This is a genomic window from Roseovarius bejariae (genome assembly GCF_009669325.1).
GTDB lineage: Bacteria > Pseudomonadota > Alphaproteobacteria > Rhodobacterales > Rhodobacteraceae > Roseovarius > Roseovarius bejariae.
The window spans coordinates 544,027-563,348 of record NZ_SZWE01000001.1 but is presented as its reverse complement, the minus strand read 5'-3'; the positions used below and the strand labels follow the sequence as shown (position 1 = coordinate 563,348).

The 19,322-nt window shown below is 60.5% G+C and carries 23 protein-coding genes; all 23 read left to right on the top strand.

The window, feature by feature from the left end; translation table 11 throughout:
- Positions 1-119: 119 nt before the first annotated feature.
- The 23 genes from FDP25_RS02740 to FDP25_RS02630 all read left to right on the top strand — a co-directional run bounded on the left by FDP25_RS02740 (position 120) and on the right by FDP25_RS02630 (position 19,317).
- Positions 120-485, top strand: a complete 366-nt coding sequence (locus FDP25_RS02740; protein ID WP_343031942.1) for an NADH-quinone oxidoreductase subunit A — start codon at positions 120-122, stop codon at positions 483-485.
- Positions 476-1,009: a NuoB/complex I 20 kDa subunit family protein gene (locus tag FDP25_RS02735; protein ID WP_154148694.1), complete on the top strand. Its 534-nt coding sequence runs from the start codon at positions 476-478 to the stop codon at positions 1,007-1,009. The genes FDP25_RS02740 and FDP25_RS02735 overlap by 10 nt, the downstream gene beginning before the upstream one ends.
- A 54-nt stretch (positions 1,010-1,063) precedes the next feature.
- The gene (locus tag FDP25_RS02730) at positions 1,064-1,672 is read left to right on the top strand and encodes an NADH-quinone oxidoreductase subunit C (protein ID WP_154148692.1); all 609 of its coding nucleotides are present in this window, start codon (positions 1,064-1,066) and stop codon (positions 1,670-1,672) included.
- Positions 1,672-1,875 carry a hypothetical protein gene (locus FDP25_RS02725; protein WP_246175746.1) on the top strand — a complete coding sequence of 68 codons (204 nt, stop codon included), beginning with the start codon at positions 1,672-1,674 and terminating at the stop codon, positions 1,873-1,875. Before FDP25_RS02730 ends, FDP25_RS02725 begins: the two co-directional genes overlap by 1 nt.
- Positions 1,875-3,092: an NADH-quinone oxidoreductase subunit D gene (locus tag FDP25_RS02720; RefSeq protein WP_154148690.1), complete on the top strand. Its 1,218-nt coding sequence runs from the start codon at positions 1,875-1,877 to the stop codon at positions 3,090-3,092. Before FDP25_RS02725 ends, FDP25_RS02720 begins: the two co-directional genes overlap by 1 nt.
- Positions 3,089-3,370 (top strand): hypothetical protein, encoded by a 282-nt coding sequence (locus FDP25_RS02715; protein WP_343031941.1) that lies wholly within the window; start codon positions 3,089-3,091, stop codon positions 3,368-3,370. Before FDP25_RS02720 ends, FDP25_RS02715 begins: the two co-directional genes overlap by 4 nt.
- 2 nt (positions 3,371-3,372) lie before the next feature.
- Positions 3,373-4,584, top strand: a complete 1,212-nt coding sequence (locus FDP25_RS02710) for an NADH-quinone oxidoreductase subunit E (RefSeq protein WP_154148688.1) — start codon at positions 3,373-3,375, stop codon at positions 4,582-4,584.
- A gap of 34 nt (positions 4,585-4,618) precedes the next feature.
- Entirely contained in the window at positions 4,619-5,488 is an 870-nt protein-coding gene (locus tag FDP25_RS02705; protein WP_154148686.1) for an NADH-quinone oxidoreductase subunit E, read from the top strand.
- Positions 5,489-5,504: 16 nt separating this feature from the next.
- On the top strand, positions 5,505-5,732 hold the full coding sequence (locus tag FDP25_RS02700; protein ID WP_154148684.1) for a DUF5337 domain-containing protein: 228 nt from the start codon (positions 5,505-5,507) through the stop codon (positions 5,730-5,732).
- A 7-nt stretch (positions 5,733-5,739) separates the two neighbouring features.
- Positions 5,740-7,035, top strand: coding sequence for an NADH-quinone oxidoreductase subunit NuoF (gene nuoF / locus FDP25_RS02695; protein WP_154148682.1), 1,296 nt, complete (start codon positions 5,740-5,742; stop codon positions 7,033-7,035).
- A gap of 19 nt (positions 7,036-7,054) precedes the next feature.
- Positions 7,055-7,417 carry a hypothetical protein gene (locus FDP25_RS02690; protein WP_425500517.1) on the top strand — a complete coding sequence of 121 codons (363 nt, stop codon included), beginning with the start codon at positions 7,055-7,057 and terminating at the stop codon, positions 7,415-7,417.
- Between the two features lie 127 nt (positions 7,418-7,544).
- The gene (locus FDP25_RS02685) at positions 7,545-7,958 is read left to right on the top strand and encodes a DUF5333 domain-containing protein (RefSeq protein WP_154148679.1); all 414 of its coding nucleotides are present in this window, start codon (positions 7,545-7,547) and stop codon (positions 7,956-7,958) included.
- A gap of 6 nt (positions 7,959-7,964) precedes the next feature.
- The gene (gene nuoG / locus FDP25_RS02680) at positions 7,965-9,953 is read left to right on the top strand and encodes an NADH-quinone oxidoreductase subunit NuoG (protein WP_154148677.1); all 1,989 of its coding nucleotides are present in this window, start codon (positions 7,965-7,967) and stop codon (positions 9,951-9,953) included.
- Positions 9,953-10,351 (top strand): hypothetical protein, encoded by a 399-nt coding sequence (locus FDP25_RS02675; RefSeq protein WP_154148675.1) that lies wholly within the window; start codon positions 9,953-9,955, stop codon positions 10,349-10,351. Before nuoG ends, FDP25_RS02675 begins: the two co-directional genes overlap by 1 nt.
- A gap of 7 nt (positions 10,352-10,358) precedes the next feature.
- Positions 10,359-11,396 carry an NADH-quinone oxidoreductase subunit NuoH gene (gene nuoH / locus FDP25_RS02670; protein WP_154148673.1) on the top strand — a complete coding sequence of 346 codons (1,038 nt, stop codon included), beginning with the start codon at positions 10,359-10,361 and terminating at the stop codon, positions 11,394-11,396.
- Positions 11,397-11,399: 3 nt separating this feature from the next.
- A complete protein-coding gene (gene nuoI / locus FDP25_RS02665; RefSeq protein ID WP_154148671.1) occupies positions 11,400-11,894 on the top strand; it encodes an NADH-quinone oxidoreductase subunit NuoI in 495 nt (164 codons plus the stop codon).
- Positions 11,891-12,304: a carboxymuconolactone decarboxylase family protein gene (locus FDP25_RS02660; RefSeq protein WP_154148669.1), complete on the top strand. Its 414-nt coding sequence runs from the start codon at positions 11,891-11,893 to the stop codon at positions 12,302-12,304. Before nuoI ends, FDP25_RS02660 begins: the two co-directional genes overlap by 4 nt.
- A complete protein-coding gene (locus FDP25_RS02655) occupies positions 12,301-12,909 on the top strand; it encodes an NADH-quinone oxidoreductase subunit J (RefSeq protein WP_154148668.1) in 609 nt (202 codons plus the stop codon). Before FDP25_RS02660 ends, FDP25_RS02655 begins: the two co-directional genes overlap by 4 nt.
- Positions 12,910-13,042: 133 nt before the next feature.
- Entirely contained in the window at positions 13,043-13,348 is a 306-nt protein-coding gene (gene nuoK, locus FDP25_RS02650) for an NADH-quinone oxidoreductase subunit NuoK (RefSeq protein WP_154148666.1), read from the top strand.
- Positions 13,349-13,355: 7 nt separating this feature from the next.
- On the top strand, positions 13,356-15,488 hold the full coding sequence (gene nuoL / locus FDP25_RS02645; RefSeq protein WP_343032063.1) for an NADH-quinone oxidoreductase subunit L: 2,133 nt from the start codon (positions 13,356-13,358) through the stop codon (positions 15,486-15,488).
- Entirely contained in the window at positions 15,488-17,035 is a 1,548-nt protein-coding gene (locus FDP25_RS02640) for an NADH-quinone oxidoreductase subunit M (RefSeq protein ID WP_154148662.1), read from the top strand. Before nuoL ends, FDP25_RS02640 begins: the two co-directional genes overlap by 1 nt.
- 15 nt (positions 17,036-17,050) lie before the next feature.
- Entirely contained in the window at positions 17,051-18,484 is a 1,434-nt protein-coding gene (gene nuoN / locus FDP25_RS02635; RefSeq protein WP_154148660.1) for an NADH-quinone oxidoreductase subunit NuoN, read from the top strand.
- Positions 18,485-18,567: 83 nt separating this feature from the next.
- Positions 18,568-19,317: a biotin--[acetyl-CoA-carboxylase] ligase gene (locus FDP25_RS02630; protein WP_154148658.1), complete on the top strand. Its 750-nt coding sequence runs from the start codon at positions 18,568-18,570 to the stop codon at positions 19,315-19,317.
- Positions 19,318-19,322: the final 5 nt, after the last annotated feature.

The window sequence follows — 19,322 nt, the reverse complement described above, 5'->3', positions numbered from 1 at the left end:
TCGCGTCTTTGAATGTGTTTGCCGTTGGTTGACCCCATCGGGGGGCAGGGGTAAACCGTGGAATGTGAAAGCAGCCATTTTGATGTGCGCAGAGTCGCGCGCATGGAAGGAGCCACCCCGTGGAAGAGATGCTGAGGGAATACCTTCCCATCCTTGTTCTCATGGCAATTGCCATCGGACTGGGCCTTGTTTTGATCCTTGCGGCCGTTGTGTTGGCCGTCCGCCACCCCGACCCCGAGAAGCTGAGTGCGTATGAATGTGGCTTTAACGCCTTCGATGACGCCCGCATGAAGTTCGACGTGCGATTCTATCTCGTCTCGATCCTGTTCATCATCTTTGACCTTGAGATTGCGATGCTCTTTCCATGGGCCGTGGCGTTCAAGGATGTGTCGATGGTGGGGTTCTGGTCGATGATGGTGTTCCTGGGCGTGCTGACGGCGGGCTTTGCCTATGAGTGGAAGAAAGGGGCCATGGAATGGGAGTAGCGACCGGAGGGAATACGGCGGGTGCCGACCGGGAACATGCCACGCAGGCCCTGAACCGTGAATTGCAGGACAAGGGATTTCTTGTCACTTCGACCGAGGACATCATCAACTGGGCCCGGACGGGCAGCCTGCACTGGATGACTTTCGGTCTGGCCTGTTGCGCGGTCGAGATGATGCATACCTCTATGCCGCGCTATGACCTTGAGCGTTATGGCACTGCCCCGCGCGCCAGTCCGCGCCAGTCGGACCTGATGATCGTGGCCGGGACGTTGACCAACAAGATGGCCCCGGCGCTGCGTAAGGTTTACGACCAGATGCCCGAGCCGCGTTATGTGATCTCGATGGGGTCCTGTGCGAATGGCGGTGGTTATTACCACTATAGCTACAGCGTTGTGCGGGGCTGTGACCGCATCGTTCCGGTGGATATTTATGTGCCCGGCTGCCCGCCGACCGCTGAGGCCTTGGTGTATGGAATCATGCAGTTGCAGCGCAAGATCCGCCGGACGGGAACGATCGTGCGCTGAGGCGCGCAATATTTGCGGCGCGCCATGGTAACGGTGCGCGAAAGGACGAATACGATGAGCAACGCACTGAAGGAATTGGGTGCCCATATCGAGGCTAAGCGGCCTGATTGTGTGCTGACCTGGGATGTGAGCCACGGTGAGTTGAACGTGAATGTGGCTCTGAACAATATCGTCGGGCTGGTTGACTTCCTCAAGTCGGACGCAACCTGCCGCTTCACGACGCTGGTGGATATTACCGGCGTGGATTACCCCGAGCGGGCCAAGCGGTTCGACGTGGTCTATCATTTCCTGAGCATGTACCAGAACCAGCGCATCCGCCTGCGGGTGGCCTGCCGCGAGGAAGACATGGTGCCCTCGATCACGGATATTCACCCAAGTGCCAACTGGTTCGAGCGGGAAGTTTTCGACATGTTCGGCATCCTGTTCACCGGGCATCCCGACCTGCGGCGCATCCTGACCGATTACGGCTTCCGCGGCTATCCGCTTCGGAAGGATTTCCCGACCACGGGTTATACCGAGGTGCGCTATGACGAGGTGCAGAAGCGTGTGGTTTACGAGCCTGTGAGCCTTGTTCAGGAATACCGGCAATTCGATTTCATGAGCCCATGGGAGGGTGCCGAATACATCCTGCCGGGCGATGAAAAGACAGAGGAGGCGAAGTGATGGGCGGAGGTTACGGAATGGGCGGTGGCGGCCTTTTGTTCATGCTCGTCATGGCCGTACTGGTGGTCGTGCCCTTTTGGCGGTTGTTGCCCAAGTTCGGCATCCCGAACTGGGTTGCGCTTGCAGCGATTATTCCTTTCGGGGCGCTAGTCCTGCTATGGGTCATGGCGTTTCGTGACAAGATTGATGGAGGGCGGACGTAATGGACGGCTCCAAGTTTGACGACGCCCTGACGGGCGAGCAGCAGATCCGCAATTTCAACATCAACTTCGGGCCACAGCACCCGGCGGCGCATGGCGTGTTGCGCCTCGTGCTTGAGCTGGACGGTGAGATTGTCGAGCGGTGCGACCCGCACATCGGCCTTTTGCATCGCGGCACCGAGAAGCTGATGGAAAGCCGCACCTACCTGCAAAACCTGCCGTATTTCGACCGGCTGGATTATGTGGCCCCGATGAACCAGGAACATGCCTGGTGTCTGGCCATCGAAAAGCTGACCGGGGTCGAGGTGCCGCGTCGTGCTTCCCTGATCCGGGTGCTGTATTCCGAGATTGGCCGGATTTTGAACCACCTGCTGAACGTGACCACGCAGGCGATGGACGTTGGCGCGCTGACCCCGCCACTTTGGGGCTTTGAAGAGCGTGAAAAGCTGATGGTTTTCTATGAGCGGGCCTGTGGCGCGCGCCTTCACGCGGCCTATTTCCGGCCCGGTGGGGTGCACCAGGATCTGCCACCCGAATTGCTGGACGATATCGAGGAATGGGCGAAGGATTTCCCGCGGGTCATTGACGATATTGACGGGCTTCTGACCGAGAACCGGATTTTCAAGCAGCGTAACTGCGATATCGGTGTGGTGAACGAGCAAGACATTCAGGAATGGGGCTTCTCGGGGGTCATGGTGCGTGGCAGCGGCATGGCGTGGGATTTGCGCCGGGCGCAACCCTATGAATGCTATGACGAGTTCGAGTTCCAGATTCCGGTGGGCAAGAACGGCGATTGCTATGACCGTTACCTGTGCCGAATGGAGGAGATGCGCCAATCGCTGCATATCATCCATCAGGCGATCGAAAAATTGCGCGCCCCCGAGGGGCAGGGCGACATCCTTTCCCGCGGTAAGGTCACGCCGCCGAAACGCGGTGAGATGAAACGCTCGATGGAGGCGCTGATCCATCATTTCAAGCTTTACACCGAAGGGTTCCATGTGCCCGAGGGCGAGGTTTATGCCGCCGTCGAGGCCCCCAAGGGCGAATTCGGCGTTTACCTCGTGGCCGATGGGACCAACAAACCCTATCGCGCCAAACTGCGGGCGCCGGGCTATTTGCACCTTCAGGCGATGGACTACGTGGCCGGGGGCCATCAGTTGGCCGACGTGGCCGCGATCATCGGGACAATGGATGTCGTGTTCGGGGAGATTGACCGGTGAAACCTGTTTCTGTTTTGGGCGGTTTGGCCCTTCTGTTGTTGGCCGCCTGTGACACGCCTCCCGAGGGCACCACGCCCGAGAATATCGCCGAGTATGAACTGGCCGTGGCCAGCATCGGCTGTGAACTTGTGGGTGAATCCGATTATCTTCCGGTCGAGTTTCAGGCAGGCCTGACACGTGAGCAATCGACCGCGATCACCTCTTACATGCTGTCGACGGGCAAGGCCGAGCGCCTGTCCGAGGGCGGTGTTAAACTGACCACAGGAGCCTGTGCTTAAGAATGCTGAGACGTCTCCATCACGAACAGCCCGAAAGCTTTGCCTTCACCCAAGCCAACCAAGCCTGGGCCGAGGCGCAGATCGCCAAGTACCCGGAAGGCCGTGAAGCAAGTGCTATCATCCCGCTTCTGTGGCGCGCACAAGAGCAAGAGGGATGGCTGACCCGTCCAGCGATTGAAACCATCGCCGACATGCTGGGTATGGCTTATATCCGGGCCCTTGAAGTGGCGTCGTTCTATTTCATGTTCCAGCTTCAGCCGGTGGGCAGCGTGGCGCATATTCAGGTTTGCGGCACGACATCGTGCATGATTTGCGGGGCAGAGGACCTGATCGGTGTTTGCAAGGAAAAAATATCGGCAAACCCCCATGAAGTTTCGGCGGATGGCAAGTTCAGCTGGGAAGAGGTGGAATGCCTCGGGGCCTGTGCCAATGCGCCGATGGCGCAGATCGGCAAGGATTATTACGAGGATTTGACGGCCGAACGGTTGGGCGAGATCCTTGATGAACTGGCGGCGGGCAAGGTTCCGACGCCGGGGCCGCAAAACGGGCGTTATGCGTCGGAGCCCAAATCGGGCCTGACATCCCTGTCCGAATTCGACAGCGGCAAGACGCAGTATAACGCCAGTGTCGCCCGCGCGACCGAGATCGGCGATACCGTCAAGCGTATTGACGGGACCGAGGTACCACTTTTGGCACCGTGGCGCGACAAGGGCGCGATGCACAAACCTGCCGATCCGGCGGTAAAAGTGCGCAAGACGCCCGCCGAGATCAAAGCAGATGCCCCCAAGCCTGCAAAGAATGCCAAGGCTGACAAGACCGGCATCACCAAGCAAGAGGCGCAAGCGACAACTAAGGCCAAGCCTGCGGCAAAATCCGCGGCCAAGCCGGTCAAGGCCCCGGCAGAGCCCGCCAAGTCGGAGGTGCCGGGCAAGAAGCCACGCACCATGAAGGCACCGCGCAAGGCCGGGGCTGATGATCTGAAGATGATCAAGGGCGTCGGGCCGAAGCTTGAGAAATTGCTTCATAGCTTGGGTTTCTTCCATTTCGATCAAGTGGCGAAGTGGAATGACGAGGAAGTGCAGTGGGTTGACCTGAACCTTGAAGGGTTCAAGGGCCGGGTCAGCCGTGACAACTGGGTCGAACAGGCAAAACTTCTGGCGGATGGCAAAGAGACGGAGTTCTCGGCCAAGGCCAAGAAAGGAGGCGTCTATTAAGGGCGTCTGTCTGAGATAACAGGGGGTACTTGTCATGTCGAATACTGCAACGGGAAATATCTGCCGTATCGTTTGCTGGGGCGTTTCTGTTCTGGCCGGGATCGTGCTGTTGTTCAGCATCTCAGGCGGTGTCGGTTTTTTTGCCGCGCTGATGGCGGCGGCGGCTTTGGCGGTGTTCCTTGGGTTGGTCCTGACGCGGTTAATCTGCGCCAGTGAAAGTGGCAGCACGAGCGATGTTTCGGGCGCTGTATCCTGCGCCGGGGCGAGTGTTGCCGCCGCGGCCTCGAACGCAGGCGCCGCGGTTGCCGAGAAAGCCTCGGAGGCGACAAGCGCCACGACAGACGCGGCGAAATCAGCAGCGGACAGTGTCAGTGAGGCAGCCAAGGAAACCGTTGACAAAGGCAAAGAGGCGGCCAGCGACGTCAAGGAAACTGCCAAGGCGACGGCGAGTGCCGCTGGGGACAAGGTGAAATCCGGCACGCTTTTGCAAGGTGAAGAGGAACTGGCCAATCGCAAGGGCGAGTGGAGCTACGACAAAGCTGGCGAGGCCACGCAAGCCGGGGCAGAGACGATACCGGATTATGATGGTGACGGCGTTAAAGAGGGGACAAGCGAAGGGTCCCGCCCCGAGGCGCTATCTGCTCCGAAAGGCGGCAAGGCGGACAACCTCAAGGAAATCAAGGGCGTCGGCCCGAAACTTGAGACGCTGCTGCACGAAATGGGCTTTTATCACTTCGACCAGATCGCCAGCTGGGGGGCGGACGAGGTGGCTTGGGTCGATGCGAACCTCAAGGGGTTCAAGGGCCGGGTGAGCCGGGATAACTGGGTCGAACAGGCCAAAATCCTTGCCGATGGCGGGGAAACCGAATTCTCCAAGCGCGTTGACGATGGCGACGTGTACTAAGGGGGGGCAACCGACGATGAGCGACCATTCGGAGGACATGCATCTGGCGCGAAAGGGCCGCACCGTTGGTGTGGTGATCGCGGTGACGATGCTGCTCTGGATGGGGGCCCAATTTCTAGGTGCGCAGATGGGATGGCCGGTGCGGTTCGTCTTTCTGTTCGATCTGGCCGCCATCGCCGCCCTGATATGGGCGTTGGTGGTGACGTATCAAATCTGGCGTGCGCGCCGGGACAACCAAGGGTGACAAGCGGATGCTGAAAGACCAGGACCGTATCTTTACCAATCTCTACGGGATGCACGACCGCACCCTGAAGGGGGCCAAGGCGCGTGGGCATTGGGATGGCACGGCGAAAATCTTGCAGAACGGGCGCGACTGGATCATCGAACAGATGAAAGCCAGCGGCTTGCGGGGCCGGGGCGGCGCGGGCTTTCCCACGGGCCTGAAGTGGTCGTTCATGCCCAAGGAAAGCGACGGGCGGCCTGCCTATCTGGTGGTCAACGCCGATGAATCCGAGCCGGGCACCTGCAAGGACCGCGAGATTATGCGACACGATCCGCATACCCTGATCGAAGGGTGCCTGATCGCCAGCTTCGCAATGAATGCGCATGCCTGCTTTATCTATATCCGTGGGGAGTACATCCGCGAGCGCGAGGCGCTTCAGGCGGCGATTGACGAGGCCTATGAGGCCGGTCTGATCGGCAAGAACGCCTGCAAGTCGGGCTGGGATTTTGACCTTTATCTGCACCACGGGGCCGGGGCCTATATCTGTGGTGAGGAAACCGCCCTTCTGGAAAGCCTTGAAGGCAAGAAGGGGATGCCCCGGATGAAGCCGCCGTTCCCGGCCATGGCGGGGGTCTATGGCTGCCCGACCACGGTGAACAACGTGGAATCGATTGCCGTGGTACCGACGATCCTGCGGCGCGGGCCGGAATGGTTTGCAAGCTTCGGTCGCCCGAACAACACCGGCACCAAGATTTTCGGGATATCGGGGCATGTGAACAATCCCTGCGTGGTGGAAGAGGCCATGTCGATCAGTTTCGAAGAGCTGATCGACAAGCACTGCGGCGGCATTCGCGGTGGCTGGGACAACCTCAAGGCCGTGATCCCCGGCGGGTCCTCGGTGCCCTGTGTGCGTGGCGAGAACATGCGCGATGCGGTGATGGATTTCGACGCCCTGCGCGATGTCGGGTCAAGCCTTGGGACCGCGGCGATCATCGTCATGGACAAGGATACCGACATCATCAAGGCCATCTGGCGTTTGTCGAAGTTCTACAAGCATGAAAGCTGTGGCCAATGCACACCCTGCCGCGAGGGCACGGGGTGGATGATGCGGGTCATGGATCGTCTGGTGCGCGGTGAGGCCGAGGTCGAGGAAATCGACATGCTGTTCGACGTGACCAAACAGGTCGAAGGCCACACCATTTGTGCGCTTGGCGATGCCTCGGCTTGGCCCATTCAGGGCCTGATCCGCAACTTCCGCGACGAGATCGAAGACCGCATCAAGGCACAGAAAACCGGCCGCGTCAGCGCGGTTGCGGCAGAGTAAGGAGCGCAAGACCGTGACGATGAAGACTCAGAACCGGGGACGGGGCCTTGGACGGGCCTTTGCTGCAATCGCCATCGGGGCGATGGTCGTTTTGCCCGGCTGTGGGGATCGTGCGGCCAAGGTGCGTTTCAACGGTGAATATTACCCGGCGAAGGTGAGCCGCGACCGTGATGCGCGCGAGCAGTTCCAGGTTGCGGTGCGCCGCGCGGATCGGGGCCTGACAGGCGCGCGTGAGGCGGGCCGGTACGAGGCGACGCGATATTGCCTGAAGGAATTCGGGACGTCGAATATCGATTGGGTCAACGGCCCGGACGCCGAGGATGGACGCCTGCAAGTATCCAACGGGCGGCTTCTATTGAGTGGAGAATGCGTGACGTGGTAACTTTTCTTTTCATATCAATGGTTTGTGCGGGGTGTTATTGCATATCAAGCCCCGTGAAAGCCATCTGCGCAGCAGATGGAGGCGCAACGCTTGCGCCTTCTGCTGTGGTGAGAAAAGGAGACACCCGATGCGTATGATGACCACCCTTGTTTTGAGCGCCACACTTGCCAGTGCGGCCATCGCGGGCAGCGCCAGCACCAAGCCGGGTCTGCCCCGGGAAGCAGATATCAACAATGGCCTGCTGGCCGTGGCCGCGGCCGACAAGATCCGCCGTGAATGTGACAGCATCTCGGGTCGGTTCTGGCGGGCGCGCTCATATCTGAACGGTCTCAAGGACTTGGCCTCGGAACGGGGTTATACCGACGACGAGATCGACGCCTACATCAACGACGACGCGGAACAGGACAAGATGCGCGCCAAGCGCAATGCCTATTTCAAGTCCAAGGGGGCCAGCAATCTGGACCCTGACAGCCTGTGTGTGCTGGGCCGCGAGGAAATCCGTAAGAATAGCCAGATCGGCTCGCTACTGAGAGCAAAGTGAGAAAAAATGTCTGACCTGCGCAAGATCATCATCGACGATCAGGAACTGGAAGTGGAAGGGGCGATGACCCTGATTCAGGCTTGTGAGCAAGCCGGGGTCGAAGTGCCGCGTTTCTGCTATCATGAACGGCTGTCGATTGCCGGGAACTGCCGGATGTGTCTTGTCGAGGTTGTGGGCGGGCCGCCGAAACCGGCGGCCTCCTGCGCCATGCAGGTGCGTGACTTGCGGCCCGGGCCGGAAGGTCAGCCGCCGGTGGTGAAAACCAACTCGCCCATGGTCAAGAAGGCCCGTGAAGGGGTGATGGAGTTCCTGCTGATCAACCACCCACTGGATTGCCCGATCTGCGACCAGGGCGGCGAGTGCGATTTGCAGGATCAGGCCATGGCCTATGGCGTGGATTTCAGCCGCTATCGTGAACCCAAGCGCGCGGTGGACGATCTGGACCTTGGTCCGCTCGTGGAAACCCACATGACCCGCTGTATTTCCTGTACCCGCTGCGTGCGGTTCACCACCGAGGTGGCGGGCATTCACCAGATGGGCCAAACGGGTCGCGGTGAGGATGCCGAGATCACCGCTTACTTGGGTGAAACGCTGGACAGCAACCTGCAAGGCAACATCATCGACCTGTGCCCGGTGGGGGCGCTCGTCTCCAAACCTTATGCCTTCACCGCGCGGCCTTGGGAATTGACCAAGACCGAAACCATCGACGTAATGGATGCACTAGGTAGCAACATCCGGGTGGATACCAAGGGGCGCGAGGTGATGCGTATCCTGCCGCGTAACCACGATGGCGTGAACGAGGAATGGATTTCCGACAAGACGCGTTTTGTTTGGGACGGGTTGCGCCGTCAGCGTCTGGATCGCCCCTTTGTTCGTGAAAACGGTAAATTGCGCGCGGCCACGTGGCCCGAAGCTTTGGGCAAGGCCGCCGAGGCGATCAAGGGCTCCAAGAAGGTTGCGGGCCTTGTCGGGGATCTGGCCCCGGTCGAGGCGGCGTTTGCCCTCAAGCAACTGGTAGAGGGGCAGGGCGGTGCCGTGGAATGCCGCACGGATAAGGCGAAACTGCCCGAAGGCAACCGCGCCGGGTATGTCGGCAATGTCGCTGTTGAGGATTTGGACACCGCGAAAGAGGTGATCCTGATCGGCACGAACCCCGCGATCGAAGCGCCGGTTCTGAACGCGCGCATCCGCAAGGCCTGGCTGAAAGGGGCCGAGGTCAAGGTGATCGGGCCGAACATGGACCTGACCTATGATTACACCCACGCCGGCACGGGCCGCGATGCGCTGGCCAATGTGACAGCTGGCGCCGAGGCAATCGTGATCGTCGGTCAAGGCGCACTGCAAGAGGCCGATGGCGCCGCCGTTCTGGCCGCGGCGCAGGCATTGAGTGGCCGGATGATGGTCTTGCACACGGCGGCCAGCCGAGTGGGCGCGATGGATGCGGAATGCACTACCGAAGGCGGGCTTGAGGCCGCGATTGACGGGGCGGACGTGATTTACAACCTCGGTGCCGACGAGGTGGAAATCGACGCTGGCGCCTTTGTGATCTATCAAGGAAGCCACGGCGACCGCGGCGCGCATCGGGCCGACGTGATCCTGCCGGGCGCCGCTTATACCGAGGAACAGGGCCTGTTCGTGAACACCGAAGGCCGTCCGCAACTGGCGCTGCGTGCCGGGTTCCCGCCGGGCGAGGCCAAGGAAAACTGGGCCATCCTGCGGGCGTTGTCGGGTGAGATGGGTGAGGCCCTGCCGTTCGATTCCATCGTGCGCCTGCGTAAGCAGCTGGTCGAAGCGGCGCCGGTTCTACAACAGGTGGATCAGGTGCCCGGAAATACCGGGGACACCCTGCCCAAGGGCAAACTGGGCAAGGCGGACTTCCGCCTTGCGGTCAAGGATTTCTACCTTACCAACCCGATTGCACGGGCCAGCGAGCTGATGGCCGAATTGAGCGCCGCCGCCAAGGCGCGTCGCGACGCGCCGGTGGCTGCCGAGTGATGCGACAGATGGCCGTCATAACCCTAGTGGCGTTGATGTGCGCCGGGGCCGTCTCGGGCTGTGAGGCGGGCGGAGACGTGTCGCGTTTCGCGCCGGACTATCAGGGAGTCGAGACCCGTTTGCTGGATGGGGACCTTGTCAATTTCCACGTTCAGATGACGGGCGCGCGCACGGCAGACGATGTCGACCGCTATGCCGAATGCGCCGCGGCGCAATATGCCTTGATCCGGGGCTACGGATTTGCACGGCATCTGCGAACGAATGTGGACGAAGAGGGTGGCATCTGGCGCGGTGATGCGGTTTATACCATCTCGCCGGCGCTGCCCCGCGGATTGAAAACGATCGACGCTGAAGTCGTCGCCGCCGATTGTGCGGAAAATGGAATACCGATGGTGTGAGGACCTGATGGCTGAATTCTTTACAACCCCGCTTGGAATCGCGGTGCTTATCGTGGCGCAGTGTCTGGCCGTCGTGGGCTTTGTCATGATCTCACTGCTGTTCCTGGTGTATGGCGACCGCAAGATCTGGGCCGCGGTTCAGATGCGGCGCGGCCCCAATGTGGTGGGGGTGTATGGCCTGCTGCAATCGGTGGCCGATGCCTTGAAATACGTGCTGAAAGAGGTGGTGGTACCCGCCGGTGCCGACAAGGCCGTTTTCATCCTTGCGCCGATGACCAGTTTCGTTCTGGCGATCCTTGCATGGGCGGTGATCCCGATGAACGAGGGGTGGGTCCTGTCGGATATCAACGTGGCGGTCCTGTTTGTCTTCGCGGTCTCGTCGCTGGAAGTCTACGGCGTGATCATGGGGGGCTGGGCCTCGAACTCGAAATACCCGTTCCTTGGCTCGTTGCGCTCGGCCGCACAGATGATTTCCTATGAGGTCAGCATCGGCTTGATCATCATCGGCGTCATCATCTCGACGGGTAGCCTGAACTTCAGTTCCATCGTTGCGGCACAGGATACGGCCTATGGCTTCTTCGGGTGGTACTGGCTGCCACACCTGCCGATGGTGTTCCTTTTCTTCATCTCGTGCCTTGCGGAAACCAACCGCCCTCCGTTTGACCTGCCGGAAGCGGAATCGGAACTGGTTGCCGGCTACCAGGTGGAGTATTCGGCCACGCCGTTCCTGCTGTTCATGGCCGGCGAATATATCGCGATCTTCCTGATGTGCGCGCTGACCTCGCTGCTGTTCTTCGGTGGCTGGCTGTCGCCCATCCCGGGCCTGCCCGATGGCGTGGCATGGATGATCGCCAAGATGGCCTTCTTCTTCTTCATCTTCGCGATGGTGAAGGCCATTACACCGCGCTACCGCTATGACCAGTTGATGCGCATTGGCTGGAAAGTGTTCCTGCCTCTGTCGCTGGCCTGGGTCGTGGTGGTGTCGTTCCTTGCGAAATTCGAAGTGCTTGGCGGCTTCTGGGCCCGCTGGGCGATTGGAGGCTGACCGATGGCGAATATCGACTATGGGCGCGCGGCGGGGTATTTCCTGCTCAAGGATTTCTTCAAGGGCTTCAAGCTGGGCCTGAAGTATTTCTTCGCGCCGAAAGCCACGCTGAACTATCCGCATGAAAAGGGGCCGCTTTCCCCGCGGTTCCGGGGTGAACACGCCCTGCGCCGCTATCCCAATGGCGAGGAGCGTTGCATTGCCTGCAAACTGTGCGAGGCGATTTGCCCCGCGCAGGCCATCACTATCGACGCCGAGCCGCGAGACGACGGCAGCCGCCGCACCACACGCTATGACATCGACATGACGAAATGCATCTACTGTGGCTTCTGTCAGGAGGCCTGCCCGGTGGATGCGATCGTCGAGGGGCCGAATTTCGAGTTTGCCACCGAAACCCGCGAAGAGCTTTTCTATGACAAGGCGAAGCTTCTGGAGAACGGGGAACGCTGGGAAGCCGAGATTGCCCGCAACCTTGAACTGGACGCACCCTACAGATGACCGACCCCAAGAACCCCTTTGAGATGATGATGGCGCAGGCACAGGAGATGGCCAAGGCCATGAACCCTGCGCTTGAGTCTTTCTCGCCCAAAGGGTTCGAAAGCCTCTGGCCGACCATGCCCAAGGACATCATGGAGATGACTTTCGGCAAGGGCATGAGCAAGGACGGTCTGGATGCCAAGACGCGGCTTTTGCTGACGCTGGCGGGGCTGACGATGCTTGGCGCACAGAGTGACACGCAGATCCGGATGACGGTGCGCCACGCGCTCGAGGCCGGGGCCACCAAGGATGAGATTGCCGAGACCATCGCCCAGATGGCGATGTTTGCCGGTGTTCCGTCCATGACCCGCGCGATGGAGTTCGCGCAAGAGGTTCTGGACGAGACTGAGAAAAAGGACAAAGACACATGACCATCGCAACGCTGTCGTTCTACCTGTTTGCGATCTCGGCGCTGACCGGGGGGCTGTTCACTGTGATCAGCCGAAACCCCGTGCATTCGGTGCTGTGGTTGATCCTGTCCTTCATCAGCGCCGCGGGGCTGTTCGTTCTGCTGGGGGCGGAGTTCGTGGCGATGCTGTTGATCATCGTCTACGTCGGCGCCGTGGCGGTTCTGTTCCTCTTCGTGGTGATGATGCTGGATGTGGATTTCGCCGAGCTGAAGGCCGAGATGGCGAAATATATGCCGCTTGCCCTGCTCATCGGGGTGATCCTTTTGATGCAGTTCGGTTTGGCCTTCGGCAGCTGGACAATGGCAGAAGGGGCCGAGGCGGCGCGCGGCGCTGTTGCACCGGAGGGCGTGCAGAACACAGCCGCCCTTGGCCTGCTGCTTTATGACAAATACTTCCTTCTGTTCCAATTGGCGGGTCTGATCCTGCTGGTGGCGATGATCGGGGCTATCGTTCTGACCCTGCGCCATCGCGCGGACATCAAACGGCAGGATGTGCTGGCGCAGATGTACCGCGATCCGGCCAAGGCCATGGAATTGAAAGACGTGAAACCGGGGCAGGGGCTCTGAGCGTCTGACCCTCCCCGGACCTGATCCGGGGCCTCCCGGCCATGCGGGCCGGGGCAAAAGACCAAGAGGTCCCGGGTCACGCCCGGGACGCGATGAACAGAAAGACGAACGGGCACGGCCCGGAGGGACACGCATGATTGGACTTGAACATTATTTGACGGTCGCGGCGGCGCTCTTCGTCATCGGGATTTTCGGGCTCTTCCTCAACCGGAAGAACGTGATCATCCTGCTGATGAGCATCGAATTGATGCTGCTTGCGGTGAACATCAATCTGGTGGCCTTCTCGTCGTTCCTTGGCGATATGGTTGGGCAGGTCTTTACCCTGTTTGTCCTGACGGTCGCGGCGGCGGAGGCGGCCATCGGCCTTGCCATCCTCGTCTGCTTCTTCCGCAACCGCGGCACCATCGCCGTGGAAGACGTCAACGTGATGAAAGGCTGAGCCGATGATTTACAAGGTTATCCTTTTTGCGCCTCTCATCGGTGCGATTATCGCGGGCTTCGGCTGGCGCGTCATTGGCGACAAGGGCGCGCAGTGGCTGACCACCGGCCTGCTGTTCCTGTCGGCGGTGCTGAGTTGGACCGTCTTCCTGCAAGGGGCCCATCAGGAGGACCCGGTTCACATCCTGACGTGGATTCAATCGGGCACGCTTGATACCGCCTGGTCGATCCGGGTGGATCGCCTGACCACCACCATGTTGATCGTGGTGACCACGGTATCGGCCCTCGTGCACCTGTATTCCATGGGCTACATGGCGCATGACGAGAATTTCGACGACGCGAAGGAAAGCTACCGCCCGCGGTTCTTTGCTTACCTGAGCCTCTTCACCTTCGCGATGCTGATGCTGGTGACGGCGGATAACCTTGCCCAGATGTTCTTTGGCTGGGAAGGGGTGGGCCTTGCCTCGTACCTGCTGATCGGTTTCTATTTCCGTAAACCTTCGGCGAACGCGGCCTCGATCAAGGCCTTCGTGGTCAACCGGGTGGGGGACTTCGGGTTCGCGCTTGGTATCATGGCGTTGTTCTTCCTGACCGACTCGATCCGCTTCGACGAGGTCTTTGCCGCCGCGCCCGAACTGGCGGAGACGCAACTCAGCTTCCTGTGGACCGAATGGAACGCGGCCAACCTGATCGCCTTCCTGCTGTTCGTAGGCGCCATGGGCAAATCGGCGCAACTGTTTCTGCACACCTGGCTGCCTGACGCCATGGAAGGCCCGACCCCTGTGTCGGCCCTGATCCACGCCGCAACCATGGTGACGGCGGGGGTTTTCCTTGTCTGCCGCATGTCGCCGTTGATGGAATATGCGCCCGAGGCGATGGCGTTTGTCACCTTCATCGGGGCGACGACCGCCTTTTTCGCGGCCACCGTGGGCCTGGTTCAGAACGATATCAAACGCGTGATCGCCTATTCCACCTGTTCGCAGCTTGGCTATATGTTCGTGGCTGCCGGCGTGGGCGTCTACAGCGTGGCGATGTTCCACCTGCTGACTCATGCCTTTTTCAAGGCGATGCTGTTCCTCGGGGCCGGTTCGGTCATCCACGGGATGCACCACGAGCAGGACATGCGGAACTATGGCGGTCTGCGTAAGAAACTGCCCATGACCTTCTGGGCGATGTTGATCGGGACACTGGCCATCACCGGCGTTGGTATCCCGCTGACGCATTTCGGCTTTGCCGGGTTCCTGTCCAAGGATGCGGTGATCGAAAGCGCCTATGCAGGCACGGCGGGGGGCTATGCCTTCTGGATGCTGGTAATCGCGGCGCTGTTCACCTCGTTCTATAGCTGGCGGTTGATGTTCCTGACATTCTGGGGCGAGCCGCGCGGCGACAAGCACACCCACGAGCACGCCCATGAAAGCCCCAACGTGATGTTGATCCCGCTTGGCGTTCTGGCGCTTGGCGCGGTCTTTTCCGGGATGATCTGGTACAACAGCTTCTTCGGGCACAGCGACCAGGTGGCCAAGTTCTTCAACGTGCCCTACGCCGAAGCGGCGGAGCATGGCGCGGCTGCCGCCGAGGGCGATGGTCACGGCGAAGCCAATGCTGATGCTGGTCACGGGGATGAGGGCGCCACGGCCGACGAACAAGGTGCTGCGGGTGAGCATCATTATGTCTTCACCGGCCATCCGGGCGAGGGCGCCATCCACATCGGACCGGACAACCATGTTCTGACCGAAGCGCACAGCGTGCCGAAATGGGTGAAAATCTCGCCCTTCATCGCCATGGTTCTGGGGCTGATCGTGGCCTACTGGTTCTACATCGTGAACCCGAGCCTGCCCAAGCGCCTGGCCGAGAACCAGCGCCCGCTGTACCTGTTCCTGCTCAACAAGTGGTACTTTGACGAGATCTATGACGCGATATTCGTCAAACCCGCCAAGAGGCTGGGGGCCTTCCTGTGGAAGCGCGGTGACGGCAACGTGATCGACGGGTCGATCAACGGGGTGGCCATGGGGATCATCCCCTTCTTCACCCGCCTCGCGGGCCGGGCGCAATCCGGCTACATCTTTACCTATGCATTTGCCATGGTCATCGGTATCGCGGTGCTTGTCACCTGGATGACCTTCACCGGAGGGGCTGAATAATGGATAACCTTCTTTCCATCGTCACATTCATCCCCACCTTCGCGGCGGCGATCCTTGCGATCTTCCTGCGCGGTGAGGATGCCGCGGCACAACGCAACGCCAAATGGGTGGCCCTGATCGCGACCTCGGTGACTTTCCTTGTGTCGCTTTTCATCCTGTTCGATTTCGACCCGCAGAACACCGGATTCCAGTTCGTGGAAGAGCATGAGTGGTTGTTGGGCCTGAAATACAAGATGGGTGTGGACGGGATCAGCGTGCTTTTTGTCATGCTGACCACTTTCATGATGCCGATCACGATTGCCGCCTCGTGGAACGTGACCGTGCGGGTCAAGGAATACATGATTGCCTTCCTGATCCTTGAAACGCTCATGCTGGGTGTTTTCATGGCGCTTGACCTCGTGCTGTTCTACCTGTTCTTCGAGGCTGGCCTGATCCCGATGTTCCTGATCATCGGCATCTGGGGCGGCAAGGAACGTATCTATGCGTCCTTCAAGTTCTTCCTTTATACCTTCCTTGGTTCGGTTCTGATGCTGGTGGCCATGGTCGCGATGTATTCTGACTTTGGGTCGACTGATATCGTCGGCATGCTGAACCACCAGTTCGGGTCGGAAACGATGTCGGTGTTTGGGTTCCAGATCGTAGGCGGAATGCAGACCCTGATGTTCCTGGCCTTCTTCGCAAGCTTCGCGGTGAAGATGCCGATGTGGCCGGTTCACACATGGTTGCCCGATGCGCACGTGCAGGCGCCCACGGCGGGCTCGGTCGTTCTGGCGGCGATCCTGTTGAAGATGGGCGGCTATGGTTTCCTGCGGTTCAGCCTGCCGATGTTCCCTGTGGGGGCCGAGGTGCTGACGCCGCTGGTGCTGTGGATGTCGGCGATTGCCATCGTCTACACCTCGCTGGTGGCGCTTGCTCAGGAGGACATGAAAAAGCTGATTGCCTATTCTTCGGTCGCGCACATGGGATACGTCACCATGGGGATTTTCGCGGCCAACCAGCAGGGGATCGACGGGGCCATCTTCCAGATGCTCAGCCACGGCTTCATCTCGGGTGCGCTCTTCCTGTGCGTCGGCGTGATCTACGACCGGATGCACACGCGCGAGATTGACGCCTATGGCGGGCTTGTGAACCGGATGCCGGCCTATGCACTGATCTTCATGCTGTTCACCATGGCCAATGTCGGCCTGCCGGGCACCTCGGGCTTCATCGGCGAATTTCTGACCCTTATCGGGATATTCCAGGTGAACACCTGGGTGGCGCTTGTGGCGACAACCGGCGTGATCCTTTCGGCGTCCTATGCGCTGTGGCTCTATCGTCGTGTCGTCCTGGGCGACCTGATCAAGGAAAGCCTCAAGTCGATCTCCGACATGACCACGCGCGAGCGGGCGATCTTTGCCCCGTTGGTGGCGATGACCCTTCTTCTGGGTGTCTACCCCAGCCTTGTGACCGACATCATCGGTCCCTCGGTCGAAGTCCTGATTTCCAACTATGACACGGCCCTGGCCGAGGCGCATGCCGCCACCCAGGTCGCCGATGCGACCCATTAACGGAGGCCCTGACCAATGCAGGCTGATCTGAATGTTATCCTCCCCGAGATCGTGATCTCGGTCTATGCCCTCGCGGCGCTTCTGCTGGTGGCCTACACCGGCAAGGACCGTATGGCGGGGCTGCTGGTGTGGCTGACCGCGGCGCTGATGACGGTGATGGCGCTGTGGATCGGGGCCACGGGCGAGGGCACGCAGACCGCCTTTGGCGGGATGTTCAACGACGATGGCTTTGCCCGCTTCGCCAAGGTGACGATCCTGCTGTCCGCCGCCGCCGTTCTGGTGCTGGGGCAGGAATACATGGCTCGGCGCAAGATTTTGCGCTTTGAATACCCTCTGCTGATCGCACTTTCGGCGGTCGGAATGATGGTGATGGTCAGTGCGGGTGACCTCATGGCGCTTTACATGGGGCTGGAGCTGCAATCGCTGGCGCTTTACGTCGTGGCCTCGCTGCGCCGCGATAGCGCCAAATCGACCGAGGCGGGCCTCAAGTACTTCGTACTTGGTGCCCTGAGTTCCGGCTTGCTGCTGTACGGGGCCTCGCTCACCTACGGGTATGCCGGTACGACACTGTTCTCGGGCATCATCGAGGCAGCCGAGGGGCAAGCCCCCATCGGCCTTCTGTTGGGCTTGGTCTTCGTCATTTCCGGTCTGGCCTTCAAGGTCTCTGCCGTGCCGTTCCACATGTGGACACCGGACGTTTACGAAGGCGCGCCCACGCCGATTACGGCCTTTTTCGCCACGGCCCCCAAGGTGGCGGCCATGGGCCTTTTCGCCCGCGTGGTGCATGACGCCTTTGGCGGCGTCGTGGGTGACTGGCAACAGGTGCTTGCGGTGCTGTCGCTTCTGTCGATGTTCCTTGGCGCGGTTGCCGCCATCGGGCAGACGGACATCAAGCGCCTGATGGCCTATTCCTCGATCGCGCATATGGGCTATGCCCTGATGGGCCTTGCCGCGGGCACCGCGCTTGGGGTCGAATCGATGCTGGTTTACATGGCGATTTACGTGACCATGAACATCGGTACCTTCGCCTTCATCCTGAGCATGGAGCGCGACGGCAAGCCGGTCACGGACATCGCAAGCCTCAATATGTATTCGCGCGCCCATCCGGGCCGGGCGCTTGCCATGCTTCTGCTTCTGTTCAGCCTTGCTGGCGTGCCACCGCTTCTGGGGTTCTTCGGCAAGCTTTACGTGTTGCGTGCGGCCTATGAAGGCGGGTTGGCGTGGCTGGCTGTTGCCGGTGTGGTCGCTTCGGTGATCGGGGCCTTCTATTACTTGCGCATCGTCTATTACATGTATTTCGGCGAAGAGCGCGAGCCGCTGGAAACCGGCCGTTCACCGATGCAGTGGGGGTTCCTCATGGCGTCGGCGGCGCTGATGCTTCTGGGGATCATCAATATGTTCGGCGTGGACAGCGTGGCGCAGGCCGCGGCGGTAACGCTTGTTAACTGATCCTTCCACTTACCAGCTAAATCCGAGTGACGCGCCGCTGGCGCGTCGCTTTGTTTGTGACGGATGGTCAGAAAGGCAAACGCATGACTGATTGGCCCCAAGGATATGATCGCAAAGTTCTGGCCGAAGTCGACAGCACCAACGCCGAAGCCGCGCGTGTTGCGGGGGGGCTGATTGGCCCGACATGGATCAAGGCCCAGAAACAAACCGCTGCCCGTGGGCGCCGGGGCAGGGGCTGGGCCAACCCGGCGGGCAATTTTGCCGCAACGCTTGTCCTGCACCCTACAGAACCGCCCGAGCAGGCGGCCCTGCGTTCCTTCGTGGCGTCGCTGGCGCTTTACGATGCGATCGTGGCGGCCACGGGACGTGCCGCGGGGGTCAGTCTCAAGTGGCCCAACGATGTGCTTTTGAATGGTGGGAAACTGGCGGGTATCCTTCTGGAAAGTGCGGGCCATGGCCCGCGCCTGTCGCATCTGGCGATCGGGATCGGAGTGAACCTTCGAAACGCGCCCGATGTCGGTGAGGTTGAGCCGGGCGCAATGCGTCCGGTCTCGCTTTTGTCCGAGACTGGTGCTGACGTGGGACCCGAACCTTTCCTGACCCTCCTTGCACAGGCCTATGCCCGGCACGAAACACAGTTCACGACTTATGGCTTTGGTCCGATCCGCACCGCGTGGCTGGATCGTGCCGCACGCTTGGGCGAGGTCATCACCGCCCGCACATCCCGCAGCGAGATCACCGGCACCTTCGAGACGGTGGACGAAGCGGGCAATCTTGTTCTAACAACGCGCGATACACGGCACGCCATCCCGGCGGCCGAGGTGTTTTTCTAAAAGGG

What these genes read in the sequence shown, in the direction of transcription:
- FDP25_RS02730 (WP_154148692.1), top strand. Translation starts at nt 1,064, where the DNA reads ATGAGCAACGCACTGAAGGAATTGGGTGCCCATATCGAGGCTAAGCGG.
- nuoH (WP_154148673.1), top strand. Translation starts at nt 10,359, where the DNA reads ATGGCTGAATTCTTTACAACCCCGCTTGGAATCGCGGTGCTTATCGTG.
- nuoG (WP_154148677.1), top strand. Translation starts at nt 7,965, where the DNA reads ATGTCTGACCTGCGCAAGATCATCATCGACGATCAGGAACTGGAAGTG.
- FDP25_RS02685 (WP_154148679.1), top strand. Translation starts at nt 7,545, where the DNA reads ATGCGTATGATGACCACCCTTGTTTTGAGCGCCACACTTGCCAGTGCG.
- FDP25_RS02720 (WP_154148690.1), top strand. Translation starts at nt 1,875, where the DNA reads ATGGACGGCTCCAAGTTTGACGACGCCCTGACGGGCGAGCAGCAGATC.
- FDP25_RS02690 (WP_425500517.1), top strand. Translation starts at nt 7,055, where the DNA reads ATGAAGACTCAGAACCGGGGACGGGGCCTTGGACGGGCCTTTGCTGCA.
- nuoN (WP_154148660.1), top strand. Translation starts at nt 17,051, where the DNA reads ATGCAGGCTGATCTGAATGTTATCCTCCCCGAGATCGTGATCTCGGTC.
- FDP25_RS02710 (WP_154148688.1), top strand. Translation starts at nt 3,373, where the DNA reads ATGCTGAGACGTCTCCATCACGAACAGCCCGAAAGCTTTGCCTTCACC.
- FDP25_RS02660 (WP_154148669.1), top strand. Translation starts at nt 11,891, where the DNA reads ATGACCGACCCCAAGAACCCCTTTGAGATGATGATGGCGCAGGCACAG.
- nuoK (WP_154148666.1), top strand. Translation starts at nt 13,043, where the DNA reads ATGATTGGACTTGAACATTATTTGACGGTCGCGGCGGCGCTCTTCGTC.
- FDP25_RS02640 (WP_154148662.1), top strand. Translation starts at nt 15,488, where the DNA reads ATGGATAACCTTCTTTCCATCGTCACATTCATCCCCACCTTCGCGGCG.
- nuoF (WP_154148682.1), top strand. Translation starts at nt 5,740, where the DNA reads ATGCTGAAAGACCAGGACCGTATCTTTACCAATCTCTACGGGATGCAC.
- nuoI (WP_154148671.1), top strand. Translation starts at nt 11,400, where the DNA reads ATGGCGAATATCGACTATGGGCGCGCGGCGGGGTATTTCCTGCTCAAG.
- FDP25_RS02655 (WP_154148668.1), top strand. Translation starts at nt 12,301, where the DNA reads ATGACCATCGCAACGCTGTCGTTCTACCTGTTTGCGATCTCGGCGCTG.
- FDP25_RS02725 (WP_246175746.1), top strand. Translation starts at nt 1,672, where the DNA reads ATGGGCGGAGGTTACGGAATGGGCGGTGGCGGCCTTTTGTTCATGCTC.
- FDP25_RS02675 (WP_154148675.1), top strand. Translation starts at nt 9,953, where the DNA reads ATGCGACAGATGGCCGTCATAACCCTAGTGGCGTTGATGTGCGCCGGG.
- FDP25_RS02700 (WP_154148684.1), top strand. Translation starts at nt 5,505, where the DNA reads ATGAGCGACCATTCGGAGGACATGCATCTGGCGCGAAAGGGCCGCACC.
- FDP25_RS02735 (WP_154148694.1), top strand. Translation starts at nt 476, where the DNA reads ATGGGAGTAGCGACCGGAGGGAATACGGCGGGTGCCGACCGGGAACAT.
- FDP25_RS02705 (WP_154148686.1), top strand. Translation starts at nt 4,619, where the DNA reads ATGTCGAATACTGCAACGGGAAATATCTGCCGTATCGTTTGCTGGGGC.
- FDP25_RS02630 (WP_154148658.1), top strand. Translation starts at nt 18,568, where the DNA reads ATGACTGATTGGCCCCAAGGATATGATCGCAAAGTTCTGGCCGAAGTC.